Consider the following 15,952-nt stretch of genomic DNA (forward strand, 5'->3'; position numbering starts at 1 on the left):
TTTTGATAAACATCGAAATATCGCCTATGCTACAATTATACAATAAGTAGAGGAACGTTTTTCCTGTTTCACATCTGAAGGAGTGATCGCTGTATGGACCGTATCATATGGAAGCGTATCTGGCGCATTTTACTGCTCGTTGCCGGATTAGTAGCATTCGTGCTTGCTGTCGTATATGTAACTCCGCTTGTGTATCCGTTTCTGCTGGGATGGCTGCTTGCTTACGCCATAAATCCCATTGTTAATCTTCTGCAAAGGAGACTTAAGGTACCTCGCTGGATTGGGGTTACGTTCACGCTCTTGGTTTTCGTTGCCGCCATGGTGACCATCGTTTCCGCGCTCGTGACACGAATCGTGGTGGAAATCATTCACTTGTCCAAATCGCTCAGCAGCTCCATTGACTGGTGGCGCGATCAGTTCGAAATCATTGTCGCTTCCCCGGAGATTCAGAACCTGATCGAGAAGCTAAACGCATTCTACCAAGATAATCCAAATTATCAAGAAACGATTAATTCAAAGATCAACGATACGGCTAATTTATTGGCACAAACGAGTACCAATATTATAACCTATTTCTTAAACGGGATCGTTAGCATCATTACATCGTTGCCGAATGTAGCCACCATCATGGTCGTCGTTCTGCTTGCGGCTTTCTTTATAAGCAAAGACTGGAGCCAGCATGTCAGACGCATGTCCCATTGGTTTCCCGCCGAACTCCGCAAGTCCATATCCATCGTATGGGTCGATTTGCAAAAAGCCCTGTTTGGGTATGTACGTGCACAGTTTATAATGATTTCCATCACAGCCATTGTAGTAACCGTTGGTCTGCTTATCATTGGAGTCGACTACGCGGTCACGATCGGTATGCTGATCGGGCTTGTCGACCTGCTCCCTTATCTCGGTGTCGGAGCCGCTATGGTACCTTGGATCGCCTATACATTCATTTATGGAGATGTATCGCTCGGAATCAGTTTATCGATTCTATACGGCGTCATCCTCGTTGCAAGGCAAATGATTGAGCCGAAGGTGCTTGCGACGAGCGTCGGTCTCGATCCATTGCCGACACTCATTGCGATGTTCGTTGGCCTCAAGCTGTTCGGCGTACTCGGACTGATTATCGGGCCGGTATCACTCGTTATCTTGACCGCTATACATAGAGCGAATGTGTTTCGGGATTTGTATTGGTTTGTGGTTCGTGGGCCAAAGCCGAAGTAGGGGGAGCATCCCCTAGGACCCCGCTGTTTGGACATTAAAAATCTAATTCACATACTAAATTTCCAAGAGACCTGCTAATTCCGAAGAGACCCCCTACCTTAGAGACCCCCTAAATCCCCCTAGAAGGGGGACCCCGAGGGACCCGTCCCTCTGGACACCCGGAAGGTTGGCGGTGACAGTTACTGGGCAGCTCCCTAGTTGCTACGTGCCCAGTACTCGCTTTCGTCCCTCCGGGACACGCTTTTGGTTTTGGTGCTCCAACGGAAAAGAAGCATGGCCTATTGGCCATGCCTGAAGAGAAACCCGCCGTTTTTTATTACGCCGGGTTTCTTGTTCGAGTTGCCTGTGAGCAATTACACCGGCCTTGAGCGGCGGCTAACGGTTGTCAGAGTGGCTATTTCATGAAATGTACACCTTTTAAAGGGCTAACGGTTGTGAGCATCGCTATCCACTGCATAGTTGATGATTTTTATCGGAAAATGTCCAAATAAGCTCGCCTGCAACCGTTAGATATTAAAAACCGTTTTTGGGGCTATTTAACCACTGTCACAACCGTTACAGGTTGGCGGTTGATGCTACTTGGCAGCTCCCTAGTTACATTGCTCCCCGTACTCGCTTTGGCGCTCCAATGGAAACAGCTTGGCCTATTGGCCAAGCTGTTTTTTCAAGCCTAAAAGCGGCTAGCGGGAGTTTACCTTCTTCGAATCGTTAATGAACCGTTGCGGAGCTTCTTTTCTAGCCAGCGAAGCATGAGTAAACGGTAGAAGGGTCGCGTGAATGGGAGAAGCAAGGTAACGCCGATGATGTCGGTGAAGAAACCCGGCATGAGCAGCAGCAACCCACCGATGAGTACACAGATACCGTTTAGCATGGCATGGCCCGGAGGTCTGCCGCTTTGGAGTTGGGCTTGGACATCCATGAATGCTTTGCGACCTTCGCTTCTGGCTAACTGCGCTCCTGCGAAACCGGTGATCAGTATGAGGCCGAAGGTTGACCATCCTCCGATGATGTGACCCATCTTGATAATGCCCCACATCTCGATGGCGGGAACGATAATAATTGCGGCGATAATCCATTTCAGCATATTAGCAGCCTCCCTCTTCCTTGTGCGGCATGTTTCCATCTGCAACAGCCTGCATCATGCTGTAAAGCTCAGGAAGCAGCTTATCCAGCCTCGAAGGCCGCCAATCCCGGTTTACCCACACATGCCGAGTCCCGCCTCGTACAAGCAGCTTCCCCGGCGGCTCAGCACCTTGAAACCAACCTAGCGATATGTGTTCCGTATCTTCGACAAGGCGAATCTCCGAACGAAAAGATACACGAATGGGTGAAAATTGTTCTAAACGCGTACAGATGATGACGTTATTATCATACCGAGCCGGCGATACATAGGAGCAGTCCAAGTCAACGACCGGCAGCAGTAAGCCTTGCTTCTCAACCGTTTCATAGGTCATCCCCAAAGCCCGAACAAGCTCAGTACGTCCAATTTCAATCCATGTCACATAGTTCCCATGGAACACTACGCCCATCTGGTCCGTTTCCTGATACCGAACACGAAGGGGATGCAAATGCCAGAGAGTGTTCTCTTTGTCTGCTTCTGTCATGCTTCGATCAATCCTTTATCCCGTAATCTATAGAGCTATCAGCGGCAAGTCAGATTATTGTGCATTATCAAAGCCGTTAGGCACCGTATAGCCAAAAAGCGACGGTGCTTGCGCACCATCGCTTCTTTCAAACAACATACCTTACATTACTTTAGCTTGACCGGAGTAGATAACGCCAACTTCAGCGTAAACCGTTACTTCGGAACCGTCTTGAAGAAGCTCAAGTGCGTTCTGAACGCCCAGAATTACAGGGATTCCAAGGTTAAGCGCGACAATCGCCGCGTGGCTAGTGATGCCGCCTTGCTCTGTAATGACTGCTGCGGCCTTCTGAATCGCAGGCATGTACTCTCTGTCAGTGGAAACTGTCACGAGAATGGAGCCTTCAGTTGTCTTAGCGATCGCCTCTTGCGGAGTACGTGCTACAACCACTTTACCAGTAGCGCTTTGGCTGCCGATCCCTTGACCTTTGGCAATCATTTCACCGATTGTATGAATCTTGATCAGGTTCGTCGAACCGGAACGTCCAACCGGAACACCAGCTGTAATGATAACCGTATCACCAAGCTTCACGATTCCGGAGTTGATTCCGCCTTGTACAGCGATATCGAACATTTCATCTGTTGTTTCGGCAGGTGTGCCAAGAACCGGGATAATCCCCCAGATGAGCGCCAGACGGCGCATGACTTGCTCTTGCGGCGTAACTGCCACGATTGGCGATTTCGGACGGTATTTGGAGACCATACGCGCCGTATAACCGCTCTCAGTCGAAGTGATGATCGCTTTCGCGTCCAAATCAAGTGCCGAGTTCGCAACTGCTTGGCTGATCGCTTCTGTTACTGTCGTTTGTTGTGCTCTTGCTTGTTTCGTGAAGATCTCACGGTAATCAAGCGCCGATTCCGCACGCACGGCAATACGGGACATCGTTTGAACGGATTCTACCGGATATTTACCGGCAGCTGTCTCACCGGAAAGCATGATTGCATCCGTACCGTCAAAAATCGCATTCGCTACGTCACTCGCTTCCGCACGAGTCGGACGCGGGTTGCGCTGCATGGAATCCAGCATTTGTGTAGCCGTGATTACCGGTTTGCCTGCGCGGTTACATTTCTGAATCATTTGCTTCTGAACCAAAGGTACTTCTTCAGCCGGAATTTCTACGCCAAGGTCGCCACGCGCAACCATTAGACCGTCGGATACTTCAAGAATTTCATCGAGGTTGTCCACGCCTTGCTGGTTCTCGATTTTGGAAATGATTTGGATGTGACTCGCACCATGCTTCTCAAGCAATTCGCGAATTTCAAGAACGTCAGTCGCTTTACGAACGAAAGATGCGGCAATGAAATCAATGCCTTGCTCGATACCGAATACGATATCGTTAGCGTCCTTCTCCGTAATACCAGGCAGGGAAATATGTACGCCCGGAACGTTAACGCCTTTCTTGCTCTTGATCGGACCGCTGTTTACGATACGGCAAAGGATTTCAGTGCCTTGCACTTCTTCAACCGTAAGACCGATCAAACCGTCATCGATTAGAATGGTGGAACCCACTTCAACATCTGCAGGAAGGTTCGCATACGTTACAGGAATACGGTTCTTGTCACCAAGAATTTCTTCGGTAGTAAGTGTAATCGTTTCGCCTTGATTCAGTTCAATCGGCTCTTCTTTCAGTTTGCCGAGGCGAATTTCCGGACCTTTCGTATCCAGCAGGATTGCTACGGTTGTGCCAAGCTCGGAACATGCTTGACGGATGTTCTTGATTCGGTTGCCGTGCTCTTCAAAGTCGCCGTGCGAGAAGTTAAGACGAGCGACATTCATGCCGGCATTGATTAGTTTCTTCGTGTTTTCCAGCGATTCGCTGGATGGGCCAATCGTACATACGATCTTCGTTTTACGCATAAGTAAATTCCATCCTCCGTCTGATACGTTCACATTTAAGTTGCTATTCTCTATACTTGCGCTGATTCGATCTCGTTCAAAATCAGGTCAGCTTCCGGCTCAGGAGCATGGAATTGACCGATTTTGCGGAATTTATTGTAACGATCTACGACAAGCTCCTCTGAGGAAAGCTTGGACAGCTCGCCAAGATGGCGCCAGATCGCTTCTTTAATCGTCTCGGACTGCTCAGCCAGGTCGCGATGCGCCCCACCTTGCGGCTCCTTGATAATCTCTTCCACGATACCGAACTCAAGCAGATCATCTGCTGTTATTCTCATTACTGCAGCCGCTTCATCCGCACGCGAAGCATCTTTCCATAGGATGGATGCTGCGCCGTTTGGCGAAATTACCGAGTAAATCGCATTCTCCAGCATAAGCACGCGGTTACCGACACCAAGTGCCAAAGCCCCGCCGCTTCCGCCTTCCCCGATAACCACGCAAATAATCGGCACGCCGAACATGGCCATTTCACGAAGATTACGAGCAATTGCTTCGGATTGACCGCGCTCCTCCGCCGTATTCCCGGGATATGCGCCTTTCGTATCGATCAAGGTTACAATAGGACGACCGAATTTATTCGCCTGCTGCATGAGTCTCAATGCTTTGCGGAACCCTTCCGGATGCGGACTGCCGAAGAAACGGGCAATATTGTCCTTCGTATCTTTACCGCGCTGATGGCCGATTACCGTAACCGGTACGCCGTTCAGCTTAGCAAGTCCTCCCACAATAGCAAGATCATCTGCAAACAGACGATCTCCGTGAAGCTCGATGAAATCGGTGAAAATCATCCCTATGTAATCCAGAGAGGTTGGTCGGCCATGATGACGCGCCAAGTGCATCTTCTGCGCCGGCGTCAATTCATCATACAGCTCTTCCTGCAACTGTTTACAACGGTCCTCCAGCCGGCAGATTTCATCGCTGAAATCAATGCCTGACTCTTGCCCGAATTTCTTCAGCTCTTCGATCTTCTTCTGCAGCTCGTTAAGCGGCTTCTCAAACGGCAGCTCACCCGCCATTGATAATTTCCCCCTTTACCGAATGCATATCAAGCAATTTAGCTAATGTTGCTTTCATTTCTTTACGATGAACAACTTTATCAAGCTGTCCATGCTGCAAATTGAATTCTGCGGTTTGGAAATTATCCGGCAGCTTCTGACGAATCGTCTGCTCGATAACCACTCGACCGGCAAAACCGACGAGAGCACCGGGCTCGGCCAAATTAAAGTCGCCAAGCATCGCAAAGCTTGCGGAGACGCCGCCTGTGGTAGGATCGGTCATAATGGAAATGTACAGACCGCCGTCGCCTTGGAACTTTGCCAGTGCCGCGCTTGTTTTGGCCATTTGCATCAAACTAAGAATACTTTCTTGCATCCGCGCGCCGCTTGATGTGGAGAAGATGAGCATCGGCAGCTTCTTGGCATGGGCTTGTTCAATCGCACGCGTGATTTTCTCACCGACGACAGAACCCATGCTTCCTGCAAAGAAATCAAAGCTCATGAAAGCGGCGACGACCGGCAATCCGCCGATCGTCCCCTCTCCTGTAACAACTGCATCTTTAAGACCGGAGCTCTTCTTCTGAGCTTCCAGCTTGTTTGCATAACCCGGGAAAGGAAGCGGATCAACCGACTCCAGATCCGCATCATACTCAACCAAACGCCCTTCATCGAGCGTAATGGCGATTCGTTCCCAAGCGTTCAGCCGGAAATGATGGCCGCAGCCCGGGCATACTTTTAAGTTTTTCTCGACTTCTTTGCTGAATTGAATATTGCCGCACTTCGGACATTTGGACATTAAGCCTTCCGGAATATCCGGCTTCGTTCTCGGCTGGCCCGAAGGAATTGTGGCATATTTCTTTTTATGAAATAAGTCCTTGAACACAAAAGACACCTCTTTGGGGGCGCAAAGTTTTAAAGTAATCGTTGCGCTTATGAGTATGCGGTAGTTTAGAATGTACCTCTGTAAACACAACAGTTCTGAATTTACACGCTGTGCGTTAGGTACGCAATAGTTTTTTTTGCATGGCCCGCAAGTGGGTACGCCGTAATTGGAATTAACGTTGCGAGTTGAGAATGTTGTTTAACACTTCCTGCACTTCTTCCAGTTCGCCAGATGGGACCAATATTTCGTACTGTTGCTTAGAAACATTAATCGGTCTGATCTTTACGAGAAACCCTTCTTGGGTCAGCCGGTTTTTAATGCTCTCCGCAATTTTTGCCGTCGGCGCGATGTAGATAACCGTCCACATGAAGGAACCTCCTGAGCATTGATAAAAGATCATCTGCGCGTACATGTAAACGCATTGGCCGCAATATAAACACACGTTATCTGGGCATATGATGTCATAATGATACCATATGTTTAGTTTTCACCGCAACGCCACAAGGCTGGAAGCGAGTTTGAACCCCTAAGAGAGTCTAAGAGAACCCTTACTGATTAAGGACTATCGTCAATTTCGTACCGATTAGCCTTCGGATCCTGATGTGCAATGCGTGCGGATGCCGCGGCAGCCAGCCCGGCTACCAGATCGTCTAGGAAGACATGCACATGCTTGCCTTTCTCGTTCAATTTGCGAATGATGCCCGGCTTTACTTTGTCCAAGTAGCCAAAGCTTGTGAGTCCGATCATCCCATACACGTTCGTGATGCCAAGAGCCAGCGTTTCGTCCACGCCGTAAAGGGATTCATCAGCCTCCATGATCGCCTGAAGCGGCTCTGGCAGCAGTTTGCGCTCCGCTAACTCATCGAGGGCAATGCCTGTAAACAGTACATACTGCACCTCTCGTTTATTAAGAACCGTATGCACACTCTCTTCGCATTCTTGGTGAGTGAGATCCGGATTATAAGGACGCTGCAGCGAAAATACGATATCCGCAACATCACCGACTGTAACACCACGTCTGTTAAGCCATTTTTCCATGTCGGACGACACTGTTCATTCCCCCCGCATCGGCTTGTACGAATCGGGCGGAGCGCCAGCGGCCAACAACCATCGTCAGCTGACCAAACGTCAGTCCGCACAAGCGGCGAAATGCAGAGCCAACAATAGCGCTCTGTGTCTCCTAAATGTATGCAGCCGTTAGGCAACTTGTGCCTGGCTTTACGAAACGATTATTCCTGTCCATTATTATTTCACGACCGCTGAGCCTTTACCAAAAATCGACTCGATCTGCTGCAGCAGCTGCGGTGAAGGCTTAATTCGGAATGCATCGCTTAGGGCGACAGTACGGCATTCTCGCTCATAGAACAGCACCGTCTCATAGGTACCTGCGCTGCCTCCGAGCAGTGCCTTCAGCTTCTCAAGCGCTGAGGAATCCTCGCGTCCGGCAACGATCTTGATATAGAGACGCTGCGGGCGTTTCGCCGGCACAGATGACTTAGCTGAGCCGGCTTGCGCTGCGGATGAGACATTGGCCGGGGTATGCTCCGCCGATGCTTGGTTCTTCGCAGAAGCCACCGGCTTCTCCTCTCCCTTTGCCGCAGAACCTGCCGATGCCGTTGCCTTCGCAGGCAGCGTCGTCGATGCCGGCTGCGATCCAGAGCCAGCTGACGCGCCGCCTTTGCGTTCGGCCGGGCCTGAATTGCCGCCGCCGGCAGTTCGCGCGGCCTTGCTGCGCGCTTGCCGCTGCAGGCGCTGCACCTGCGAGGCGGCATCCTGCCCCGGTCCGCCGCCGCCGAGCAAAGCGACATCCTCGATCAGCAGCTTATAATCCTCGTCCTGATGCTGCACATTTGCGAGGACGAGAACCAAGCTGCCGGGATCGAGCAATCCCGAGTGCCGCTGCCAAATCGTCGGAAAAGCAACAGCTTCCACGCGCATAATCCGATCCTCGATTTCCAGAAAAGCCATCTGTTGACCTTTGCGCGTCGTAAACGGCTTCACCGACACCACCATCGCGGCTATGACTGCGAAGGAACCTTCCGGCGCTTCGGTTAGGTCAACAAGACGATCGAGCGGCAATTCTTCCAGCAATTCCTTATGGTCGTCGAGGGGATGACCAGACAGATACATGCCGAGCAGCTCCCGCTCCAGTGCAAGCAGTTGCCCCGTCGTAAACGGTCGTACTTCCGGCATTTCGATATCCCAGTTCTGCACCTCGTCGAAGCCGAACAGTTCGATTTGCAATTCTTCGCGTTCCTTGCGCCACTTCAGCGCGGCATCGACCGTCTCATCCAGCACCGCGATCAGCTGTGCGCGATGACCGGCCAAGGAATCGCAAGCGCCTGCTTGAATCAACGACTCCAGCACCCGTTTGTTCACGACGCGCAGGTCGACTCTTCGGCATAGATCAAGCAAGCTGTCAAACGGACGTTCCGCACGTTCGTTCAGCAATGAATCGATCGCCTGCGTGCCGACGTTCTTGATCGACGCCAAACCAAAGCGCACCGCCCCGTTAACCGGCGTGAACGTCACGCTGCTCTCGTTTACATCAGGCGGCAGAACGGCAATGCCCATTCGGCGACATTCATCCACATATTCGGCCGTCTTGCGCTGACTTCCCGTCACGGATGCCAGCATAGAAGCCATAAACGGAACGGGATGATTCGCCTTCAGCCAAGCCGTCTGAAACGCCAATACGCCATAGGCCGCGGCATGCGCACGCGGGAAACCATAATCGGCGAAATGGACAATCATGTCATAAACCGCATTGGCGTCCGACTTCTCGTACCCTTGGCTTAAGCTGCCCTCCACGAAATGAGCGCGCTGTTCATCCAACACTTCTCGCTTCTTCTTGGATACGGCACGACGGAGCAGATCCGCTTCTCCCAATGAGAAACCCGCCATTGACGAGGCAATCTGCATGATCTGCTCTTGATACACGATGATCCCATAGGTATCAGCCAGAATCGGCTCAAGCGACGGATGCGGATATTCGACCTCCACATGTCCGTGCTTGCCTTGAATGAATTTGGGTATAAACTCCATCGGGCCCGGCCGGTAAAGCGCAAGTACGGAGACGATGTCTTCGAATTGCGTCGGCTTCAGCTCCTTGAGCACTCGGCGAACACCGGCGGACTCCAATTGGAAAATCCCCGTTGTTTCACCGCGCGTGAGCATCTCGTAAGTTGCCGGGTCCTGATCGGAAATAAATCGAAAATCGACCGTAATGCCCTGCTGCTCCTTCACCCAATTGAGCGTTCGTTCAAGAATAGACAGCGTACGCAGACCGAGAAAGTCCATCTTCAGCAATCCAACGGATTCCAGATGTTCCATCGAATACTGGGTTAACGCCGTACGCTCGCTGCCTGCTTGAAGCGGCACATAATGCGTCAAGGGCTCGCCGGAAATGACAACTCCGGCGGCATGCGTCGAAGCATGGCGCGGCATGCCTTCCACCTTCAAGGCCATCCGCAGCAAATCGCCGGTCTTCGGCTGGCGCTCAGTCGCCTCGCGAAGCTCCGCACTCATCCGCAGCGCTTCTTCCAGCGAGATGCCAAGCTGATTCGGGATGAGCTTCGCAGCCCGATCCACTTCGGCGAAAGGAACGGCCATTGCGCGGCCGACGTCTCGCACGGCAGCTTTGGCCGCCATCGTTCCGAACGTAATGATCTGTGCCACATGCTCCTCGCCGTATTTGGCAGAGACATAACCAATCACTTCATCGCGGCGCTCGTCATTAAAATCAATATCGATATCGGGCATCGAAATCCGTTCCGGGTTCAGGAATCGTTCGAACAACAGCTTATATCTAATCGGGTCTACGTCGGTGATATTCAATGTGTAGGCGACCAAGCTGCCGGCAGAGGACCCCCTCCCCGGACCGGTCCGAATCCCCTGTTCATGGGCAAAACGGATGAAATCCCAGACGATGAGGAAATAGTCGCTGAAGCCCATTTTATCAATGACACCCAGCTCATATTCCAACCTCGTCACCGCATGCACCATCGCACGCGAATCTTCGGCCCAGTCCGAATTTCCGGCGTAGCGTGCTTCCAGTCCTTCATGGCATAAAGCGGCCAAATAAGCCGAAGACGACATCCCCGTCGGAATCGGACTGAACGATGGAAGCAGCGCTCGGCCAAACGTCAGTTCCAGATGGCATTTCTCCGCAATTTCAACCGTGCGCGCAACCGCATCAGGCGCCTGGCGGAACAGCTTCGTCATCTCATCCGCGCTCTTCAAATACATTTGGTCGGTCAGCATTTGCAGCCGATCGTCATCTTCGATTGTTTTGCCCGTGCCAATGCAGATCAGCACATCCTGTACCGCCGCATCCGTCGACTTCAAGTAATGAACATCGTTTGTCGCAACGGTCTTGATGCCCGTCTCCTGCGCAAGCGCAAGCGTCGCCTGCAGCACCTTCTTCTGCTCCAGCATGCCGTGATCTTGCAGCTCCAAGTAGAAGTCGTCGCCAAAGATATCACGGTACCTATTCGCAGATCGAAGCGCATGCTCCGTTCGGTCATGCAGCAAATGCTGGGCAATCTCGCTCCCCAAACAGGAGCTAAGACAAATAAGACCCTCAGCGTGCTGCGAGAGCGATTCAAAGTCGATACGCGGCTTGTAGTGGAAGCCTTCCAAATGTCCGATCGAACTCAGCTTCATCAAGTTGCGATAGCCGGTCTCATTCTTGGCCAGCAGGATGAGATGATAAATCGGGTTATCTTTGCGAGTGCCCTTCTCGAAGCGAGAGCCTGTCGTTAAATAAACCTCGCAGCCGATAATAGGGTTGATTCCTTGTGCCTTGCAGGCTTTATAGAACGGAACGGCGCCGTACATGACGCCATGGTCCGTAAGTGCCAGCGCCTTCATGCCAAGCGCGGCCGCTTGATCCACAAGATCCCGGATTCTTGCAGCCCCATCGAGCAGGCTGAATTCGCTATGAACGTGTAAATGTACAAAGTCTTGTCCGCCGCTCATCGCTATTCCTTCTTTCTTTCTATCGAAGCATCATTTTATACTAGTTTATCATATTGAAGCCCTCCTCGCCCATAGAATGGACTAGGGGACGAGCATGACGCCCTCTCATTCTACAGGAAGGGTGGACGTTACAAATGGACTCCTTCTTATCCAAAGCCACGATAGATTTCTTCATTGCCTTCGGCGTTGTATTCGGCGGCTCCATGCTGGCAGGCATCGGATCTGTCTTCGTATTGGCAGCACCGGCAGCCATTATGCTGGAAACCGCGTCAAGGCTGAAAATATGGGCTCTCGTAGCGGCCGTTGGCGGAACGATAGACCCGATGCGTGTCATTGAAAGCAATATGATCGAAGGGCATCTCTCACCGGTGGTGCTGCAAATTGCGTATATCCTATGTGCTTTTCTCGGTGCGCATATGGGAACTGAACTTGTTCGGTGGTTATGCAGAGGGGCGGTCTGACCGATGAGGGTACCGCCTTTTGAACGTTTTACGAGGCTGATGCAAGCAGCTGCTTATATTGTGCTGGGGTCCATAATAGGCGCGATGATCTACCACGCCATCTTCTTCATGAACTTTAACGCGTTGCGCAACAGTAATACGGCGCTTGAGGATAAGCTGATTGACTATGAGGATCGAATCGAGAAACTGAATAAATTTAAAGACCAGCATACCGTCATTCAGAGTGTTCAGCCGATTCTGCTGGATAATAAAAACGGCGACGGAGCCGTCATCGCGAATGAACAAGACAAAAAAGCGCTCAAATCAAAGCTGAAGGCAGACTTGTCCGTGTTCGTCGGCACCAGTATTTACAAAATCAATTCAAACGCCGAGCTCTCCTGGGACCTGCTTGACCGCAAAATTTACGCGGTGGAAGGCAAGGAGTTTGTCGTTCAAATTCGTACGATGCTCGTTGTCGATAACGTGCTTCAAGTGTGGTTCAAAGCCGCGCTCAATCAGCGACAGATTAATTGATTCTACCTCGTCCCATCCGTTTCACTTGCAGCTGCAATTCATGGTACAATAAGGCACATATTGAAAGCTGCACAGCTAAGAAGGAGATGCTTGTTTTACTATGGTCAATGCATTACATTGGGCGATCGTTATTATCATTTGCGGCACATCGCTGCTCTCGGTTTATTTCAGCTTCCAGGCACGCCGTTCTACCGACACGCGTGTAAGAGGTATAAACGCTGCACGGATGAACATAAGTATGGGCGTCATGCTAATCTTCATCGCTTTGTTTATGATGCTTGCTTACAGCGGCTCCACGGTAAAAGTCATCATCGGCGCTCTGTTTATCGTTCTGGGACTGTTCAACCTGTTCGCAGGACTTCGCAACGGCAGCGTTTACCGCTCGATGAAAGGTTAATACGGATCGATCAGCTGCGCCGTCAGCAGCGCTTTGGCAGCAAGGCCGCCGGGGTCTTTCAACTCAATTTCGAGCTTGGCGCTCTTGCGGCTCATCTCCAGTAAATTCGGCATGATGACCACTTCACTTTCCAGCTGGACGGGTCTTACGAAGTACGTCGTCATGCTTTCAATGACATAATCCCGCTTTCCTAACTCCCGGATTAATCCTCGTGCCGCCTGATTCATGAGTGTAACCAATACGCCTTCGGAGATCGTACCGAATGTTCCGGACATCTGCGGCGTAATGCGTCCCTCGTACAGCCATTCCCCTCCATGCTCGCTTTCTTTCTTCTCAAAGCCCGCTCCGATCAACTCATCGAAGGTTTCACCTGACTCTTTCTGTTTCCCAGCATAACGCATCGCTTCCAGCACCTCGCTACGGCTAAGTGCCGCCAGCAGCTTACGATTCTTATCGACAATCGGCAGCAAGTCGATTCCTTCGGCCGCCATCGTATGTGCCGCAGAAGCGATCGGAATGTTCGGCGCAGCCGTAATGGGACTTCGCGTCATGAGCCGCTCTACAAACTGTGAATCCTGTGCACCTTCAGCATCCTTAGCGGTCATGATGCCGACGACTCTGCCTCTATCATCCAACACGGGGAATCGCGTCCCTCCGACACGGCTGGCAAGCGAAATATAATCGGCTTTCGTCTCGCCGAGTCTCATCGTTTCAACAGGACGGCTGTAGGTGACGATATCCTCTACCAGCATGATCTTCTGACGGATCAATCTGTCAAACATGGCACGGTTAATCATCGAAGCGACGGTAAACGTATCATATTTGGAGGAAATAATCGGCAATCCTTTCTCATCCGCAAGCTTTTTCATATCCTCACTGGTGCCGAATCCCCCTGTGATTAACACGCCTGCCCCCTGCTCAAGCGCGCAGCCGTGTGCGCCTTGCCTGTTACCGACAATCAGCAGACTGCCCGCGTCAATATAACGGACCATCGCATCGAGCTCCATCGCACCGATGACGAATTTATGCAGTGTTTTCACGAGTCCTGCCGCGCCGCCTATCAGCTCGCCTTGCACAATATCAAGTACTTCTCCGAACGTTAACCGATCTAGCGATTCCCGGTTCTTCCGCTGTATCCTGACTGTGCCTATCCGCTCTTTGGTGCTGACAAGCCCGGTCGATTCCGCTTCTTTGATCGCTTTATATGCAGTGCCTTCACTGACTCCGAGCTCCTCGGCCATCGTGCGTACAGAAAGTTTCGTACCAATCTCGAGCTGCTGGATATACTGCATGAGTCGCTCATGTTTCGTCTGCGATTCAAGTCCTTTGTCTCCTGTTATCACAGTGGCCCCCCTTACTTGTTTCAACCAATTGCTCGGCTTGTTCTAGTTCTATATTAGCAGATGCTCTTCCTGCTGGCACACCTGCGGAGAGGTCAAGTATCTCGGAAAAAGGGCCTTTCCCCCCTGCTTTTCATGATGTCCGCTAATCACCAAGGGGTAGATGTCCTCATATGATGAAAGTAATTCGTGTGAAAATCCCATAGACCGCAAGCTGCACGTCGTCATCCTCCAGCTTGGAAGGAGATCCGTCGATGCTGAAATCGAAAGTCGCCGTTCAGGTGATCAGCCCAGGCATCTTGCCGGATGATGCCATTATGCTCGGTGATGCTTATTTGAGACAGTGGAAAATACCGCAAGGGCAGCCTATTATGCTGAAATTCGGTGCATTCCGCCACTATGTAAAAGTAGTCCCGGTCGAGCGGTTTGACGGTATGCGTATTGGGCAAAGCTTAGCCCGCAAAATGGGGCTGATCTCGAGCACCACACTGCGAATCCGTTACCGGCAGGAGAATGCCACGCTCTCGATTGGCCCGCTGATCGGCGTGCTCATCAGCCGCGATGATCCCGAAGCCCGGGATCGGCCTTTTGGCACCATCACTATGTTCTGCAAGGAACTCGTAGACGCCTGCGAAGCGCAAGGCGCTCATGTTTATTTCTTCACACCGGATCATATTACAGACAATTTCAACACGCTCGAAGGTTGGGTCTATTCCGATGGCTGGCGGAAAGTACCTGTACCTGCACCTGATGTTGTTAACAATCGTCTGACCTCGCGCAAGCTCGAAAACCGACCGAATGTACAGCTCTTCATCAAAGAAACCAAGCATCGTCATAACAGTGTCGTGTTCAATGAGAAGTTTCTCGATAAAGCCGAAGTGTTTGATGCCCTCGTGAAGGATCCCGCTCTCGTTCGCTATTTACCCGAATCCCATGTACTTCGCGGTTTGCAGGTGCTGAAGTCGATGTGCTCCAAGCACAATACCGTTTTCTTGAAGCCGGTACGCGGCAGCTTGGGCAAAGGCATCATTCGCATCTCCAGATTAGATACCGACTCCTACTCGGCTCAATATGCTACGACTGCCGGCACCCGCAGGCAGCATTTCGGCGGGGTTGATAAGCTCTATGCTTCCCTGGCTGGCAAAATGAAAACGGTGCGCTATCAAATTCAGCAAGGGCTGCATCTGATCGACATCATGGGAAGGCCTGTCGATTTCCGAGCGCTCGTACAGAAGAATGAAACCGGCAAATGGGCGCTGACTTCCATTGTGGCACGAACAGCCGGCAACCATCATTTCGTGTCGAACCTGGCACGCGGCGGTACGCTAAGCACAGTGAAAGAAGCGGTCAATAAGTCCAATTTATCCGGGTCAAGCGCTCAAGAAGCACCGGGAAAGCTGCAGCGGGCAGCGCTTGAAATCGCCAAAGGGATCGACACTCACATTCCCGCCCATTTCGGCGAGCTCGGGATCGACTTAGCGCTTGATGCCAGCGGCCGGGTGTGGCTGCTCGAAGTGAATTCCAAGCCATCCAAGAACGACAATACACCGCTTCAGGATAATAAAATCCGTCCTTCCGTTCGAAATATGGTGCGTTATTCAAGACATTTGGCCGAATTTTAACGAAAAG

14 protein-coding genes are annotated in these 15,952 nt (G+C 51.4%); 5 read left to right on the forward strand and 9 right to left on the reverse strand.

The genetic code is table 11. The features are described from left to right. Positions 1-93: 93 nt before the first annotated feature. Entirely contained in the window at positions 94-1,215 is a 1,122-nt protein-coding gene (ytvI, locus tag AC0YN4_RS15105; protein ID WP_475781949.1) for a sporulation integral membrane protein YtvI, read from the forward strand. 691 nt (positions 1,216-1,906) lie between these two features. Here the strand turns inward: ytvI and AC0YN4_RS15110 are convergent. From AC0YN4_RS15110 to AC0YN4_RS15145, 8 genes are all read right to left on the reverse strand, one after another. Further along, positions 1,907-2,299 carry an FxsA family protein gene (locus AC0YN4_RS15110; RefSeq protein ID WP_475836129.1) on the reverse strand — a complete coding sequence of 131 codons (393 nt, stop codon included), beginning with the start codon at positions 2,297-2,299 and terminating at the stop codon, positions 1,907-1,909. A gap of 1 nt (position 2,300) precedes the next feature. Further along, positions 2,301-2,819 carry an acyl-CoA thioesterase gene (locus AC0YN4_RS15115; RefSeq protein WP_475836130.1) on the reverse strand — a complete coding sequence of 173 codons (519 nt, stop codon included), beginning with the start codon at positions 2,817-2,819 and terminating at the stop codon, positions 2,301-2,303. 141 nt (positions 2,820-2,960) lie between these two features. Then, positions 2,961-4,715 carry a pyruvate kinase gene (gene pyk / locus AC0YN4_RS15120; RefSeq protein WP_475781952.1) on the reverse strand — a complete coding sequence of 585 codons (1,755 nt, stop codon included), beginning with the start codon at positions 4,713-4,715 and terminating at the stop codon, positions 2,961-2,963. A gap of 50 nt (positions 4,716-4,765) precedes the next feature. Further along, positions 4,766-5,770: an acetyl-CoA carboxylase carboxyltransferase subunit alpha gene (locus AC0YN4_RS15125; protein WP_475781953.1), complete on the reverse strand. Its 1,005-nt coding sequence runs from the start codon at positions 5,768-5,770 to the stop codon at positions 4,766-4,768. Further along, positions 5,760-6,632: an acetyl-CoA carboxylase, carboxyltransferase subunit beta gene (gene accD / locus AC0YN4_RS15130; RefSeq protein WP_475781954.1), complete on the reverse strand. Its 873-nt coding sequence runs from the start codon at positions 6,630-6,632 to the stop codon at positions 5,760-5,762. The genes AC0YN4_RS15125 and accD overlap by 11 nt, the downstream gene beginning before the upstream one ends. Before the next feature lie 172 nt (positions 6,633-6,804). Next, positions 6,805-6,999, reverse strand: a complete 195-nt coding sequence (locus AC0YN4_RS15135) for a glutamate decarboxylase (RefSeq protein WP_090981787.1) — start codon at positions 6,997-6,999, stop codon at positions 6,805-6,807. A gap of 188 nt (positions 7,000-7,187) precedes the next feature. Beyond that, positions 7,188-7,670, reverse strand: a complete 483-nt coding sequence (locus AC0YN4_RS15140; RefSeq protein ID WP_475782453.1) for a phosphatidylglycerophosphatase A family protein — start codon at positions 7,668-7,670, stop codon at positions 7,188-7,190. A gap of 207 nt (positions 7,671-7,877) precedes the next feature. Further along, a complete protein-coding gene (locus AC0YN4_RS15145; protein WP_475836131.1) occupies positions 7,878-11,612 on the reverse strand; it encodes a DNA polymerase III subunit alpha in 3,735 nt (1,244 codons plus the stop codon). A gap of 134 nt (positions 11,613-11,746) precedes the next feature. Here AC0YN4_RS15145 and AC0YN4_RS15150 point away from each other — a divergent pair, with 134 nt between their 5' ends. The 3 genes from AC0YN4_RS15150 to AC0YN4_RS15160 all read left to right on the forward strand — a co-directional run bounded on the left by AC0YN4_RS15150 (position 11,747) and on the right by AC0YN4_RS15160 (position 12,983). Further along, positions 11,747-12,073, forward strand: a complete 327-nt coding sequence (locus tag AC0YN4_RS15150) for a YtrH family sporulation protein (protein WP_090981793.1) — start codon at positions 11,747-11,749, stop codon at positions 12,071-12,073. A gap of 3 nt (positions 12,074-12,076) precedes the next feature. Continuing rightward, entirely contained in the window at positions 12,077-12,586 is a 510-nt protein-coding gene (locus tag AC0YN4_RS15155) for a sporulation membrane protein YtrI (RefSeq protein ID WP_475781956.1), read from the forward strand. 100 nt (positions 12,587-12,686) lie between these two features. Next, a complete protein-coding gene (locus AC0YN4_RS15160; protein ID WP_475781957.1) occupies positions 12,687-12,983 on the forward strand; it encodes a YtpI family protein in 297 nt (98 codons plus the stop codon). On the opposite strand, the gene AC0YN4_RS15165 is transcribed toward AC0YN4_RS15160, so the two are convergent. Next, positions 12,980-14,323, reverse strand: coding sequence for a DRTGG domain-containing protein (locus tag AC0YN4_RS15165; protein WP_475782454.1), 1,344 nt, complete (start codon positions 14,321-14,323; stop codon positions 12,980-12,982). The two genes, AC0YN4_RS15160 and AC0YN4_RS15165, sit on opposite strands and share 4 nt — an antisense overlap. A 254-nt stretch (positions 14,324-14,577) precedes the next feature. On the opposite strand from AC0YN4_RS15165, the gene AC0YN4_RS15170 reads away from it, so the two are divergent. Beyond that, a complete protein-coding gene (locus AC0YN4_RS15170) occupies positions 14,578-15,945 on the forward strand; it encodes a YheC/YheD family endospore coat-associated protein (RefSeq protein WP_475781958.1) in 1,368 nt (455 codons plus the stop codon). Positions 15,946-15,952: the final 7 nt, after the last annotated feature.

This window comes from Paenibacillus sp. J22R3 (genome assembly GCF_056269305.1).

Bases quoted from the DNA above. Each gene is read 5' to 3' on its own strand.
- ytvI (WP_475781949.1), top strand. From the start codon at position 94: ATGGACCGTATCATATGGAAGCGTATCTGGCGCATTTTACTGCTCGTT.
- AC0YN4_RS15110 (WP_475836129.1), bottom strand. From the start codon at position 2,299: ATGCTGAAATGGATTATCGCCGCAATTATTATCGTTCCCGCCATCGAG.
- AC0YN4_RS15115 (WP_475836130.1), bottom strand. From the start codon at position 2,819: ATGACAGAAGCAGACAAAGAGAACACTCTCTGGCATTTGCATCCCCTT.
- pyk (WP_475781952.1), bottom strand. From the start codon at position 4,715: ATGCGTAAAACGAAGATCGTATGTACGATTGGCCCATCCAGCGAATCG.
- AC0YN4_RS15125 (WP_475781953.1), bottom strand. From the start codon at position 5,770: ATGGCGGGTGAGCTGCCGTTTGAGAAGCCGCTTAACGAGCTGCAGAAG.
- AC0YN4_RS15135 (WP_090981787.1), bottom strand. From the start codon at position 6,999: ATGTGGACGGTTATCTACATCGCGCCGACGGCAAAAATTGCGGAGAGC.
- AC0YN4_RS15140 (WP_475782453.1), bottom strand. From the start codon at position 7,670: ATGGAAAAATGGCTTAACAGACGTGGTGTTACAGTCGGTGATGTTGCG.
- AC0YN4_RS15145 (WP_475836131.1), bottom strand. From the start codon at position 11,612: ATGAGCGGCGGACAAGACTTTGTACATTTACACGTTCATAGCGAATTC.
- AC0YN4_RS15150 (WP_090981793.1), top strand. From the start codon at position 11,747: ATGGACTCCTTCTTATCCAAAGCCACGATAGATTTCTTCATTGCCTTC.
- AC0YN4_RS15155 (WP_475781956.1), top strand. From the start codon at position 12,077: ATGAGGGTACCGCCTTTTGAACGTTTTACGAGGCTGATGCAAGCAGCT.
- AC0YN4_RS15160 (WP_475781957.1), top strand. From the start codon at position 12,687: ATGGTCAATGCATTACATTGGGCGATCGTTATTATCATTTGCGGCACA.
- AC0YN4_RS15170 (WP_475781958.1), top strand. From the start codon at position 14,578: ATGCTGAAATCGAAAGTCGCCGTTCAGGTGATCAGCCCAGGCATCTTG.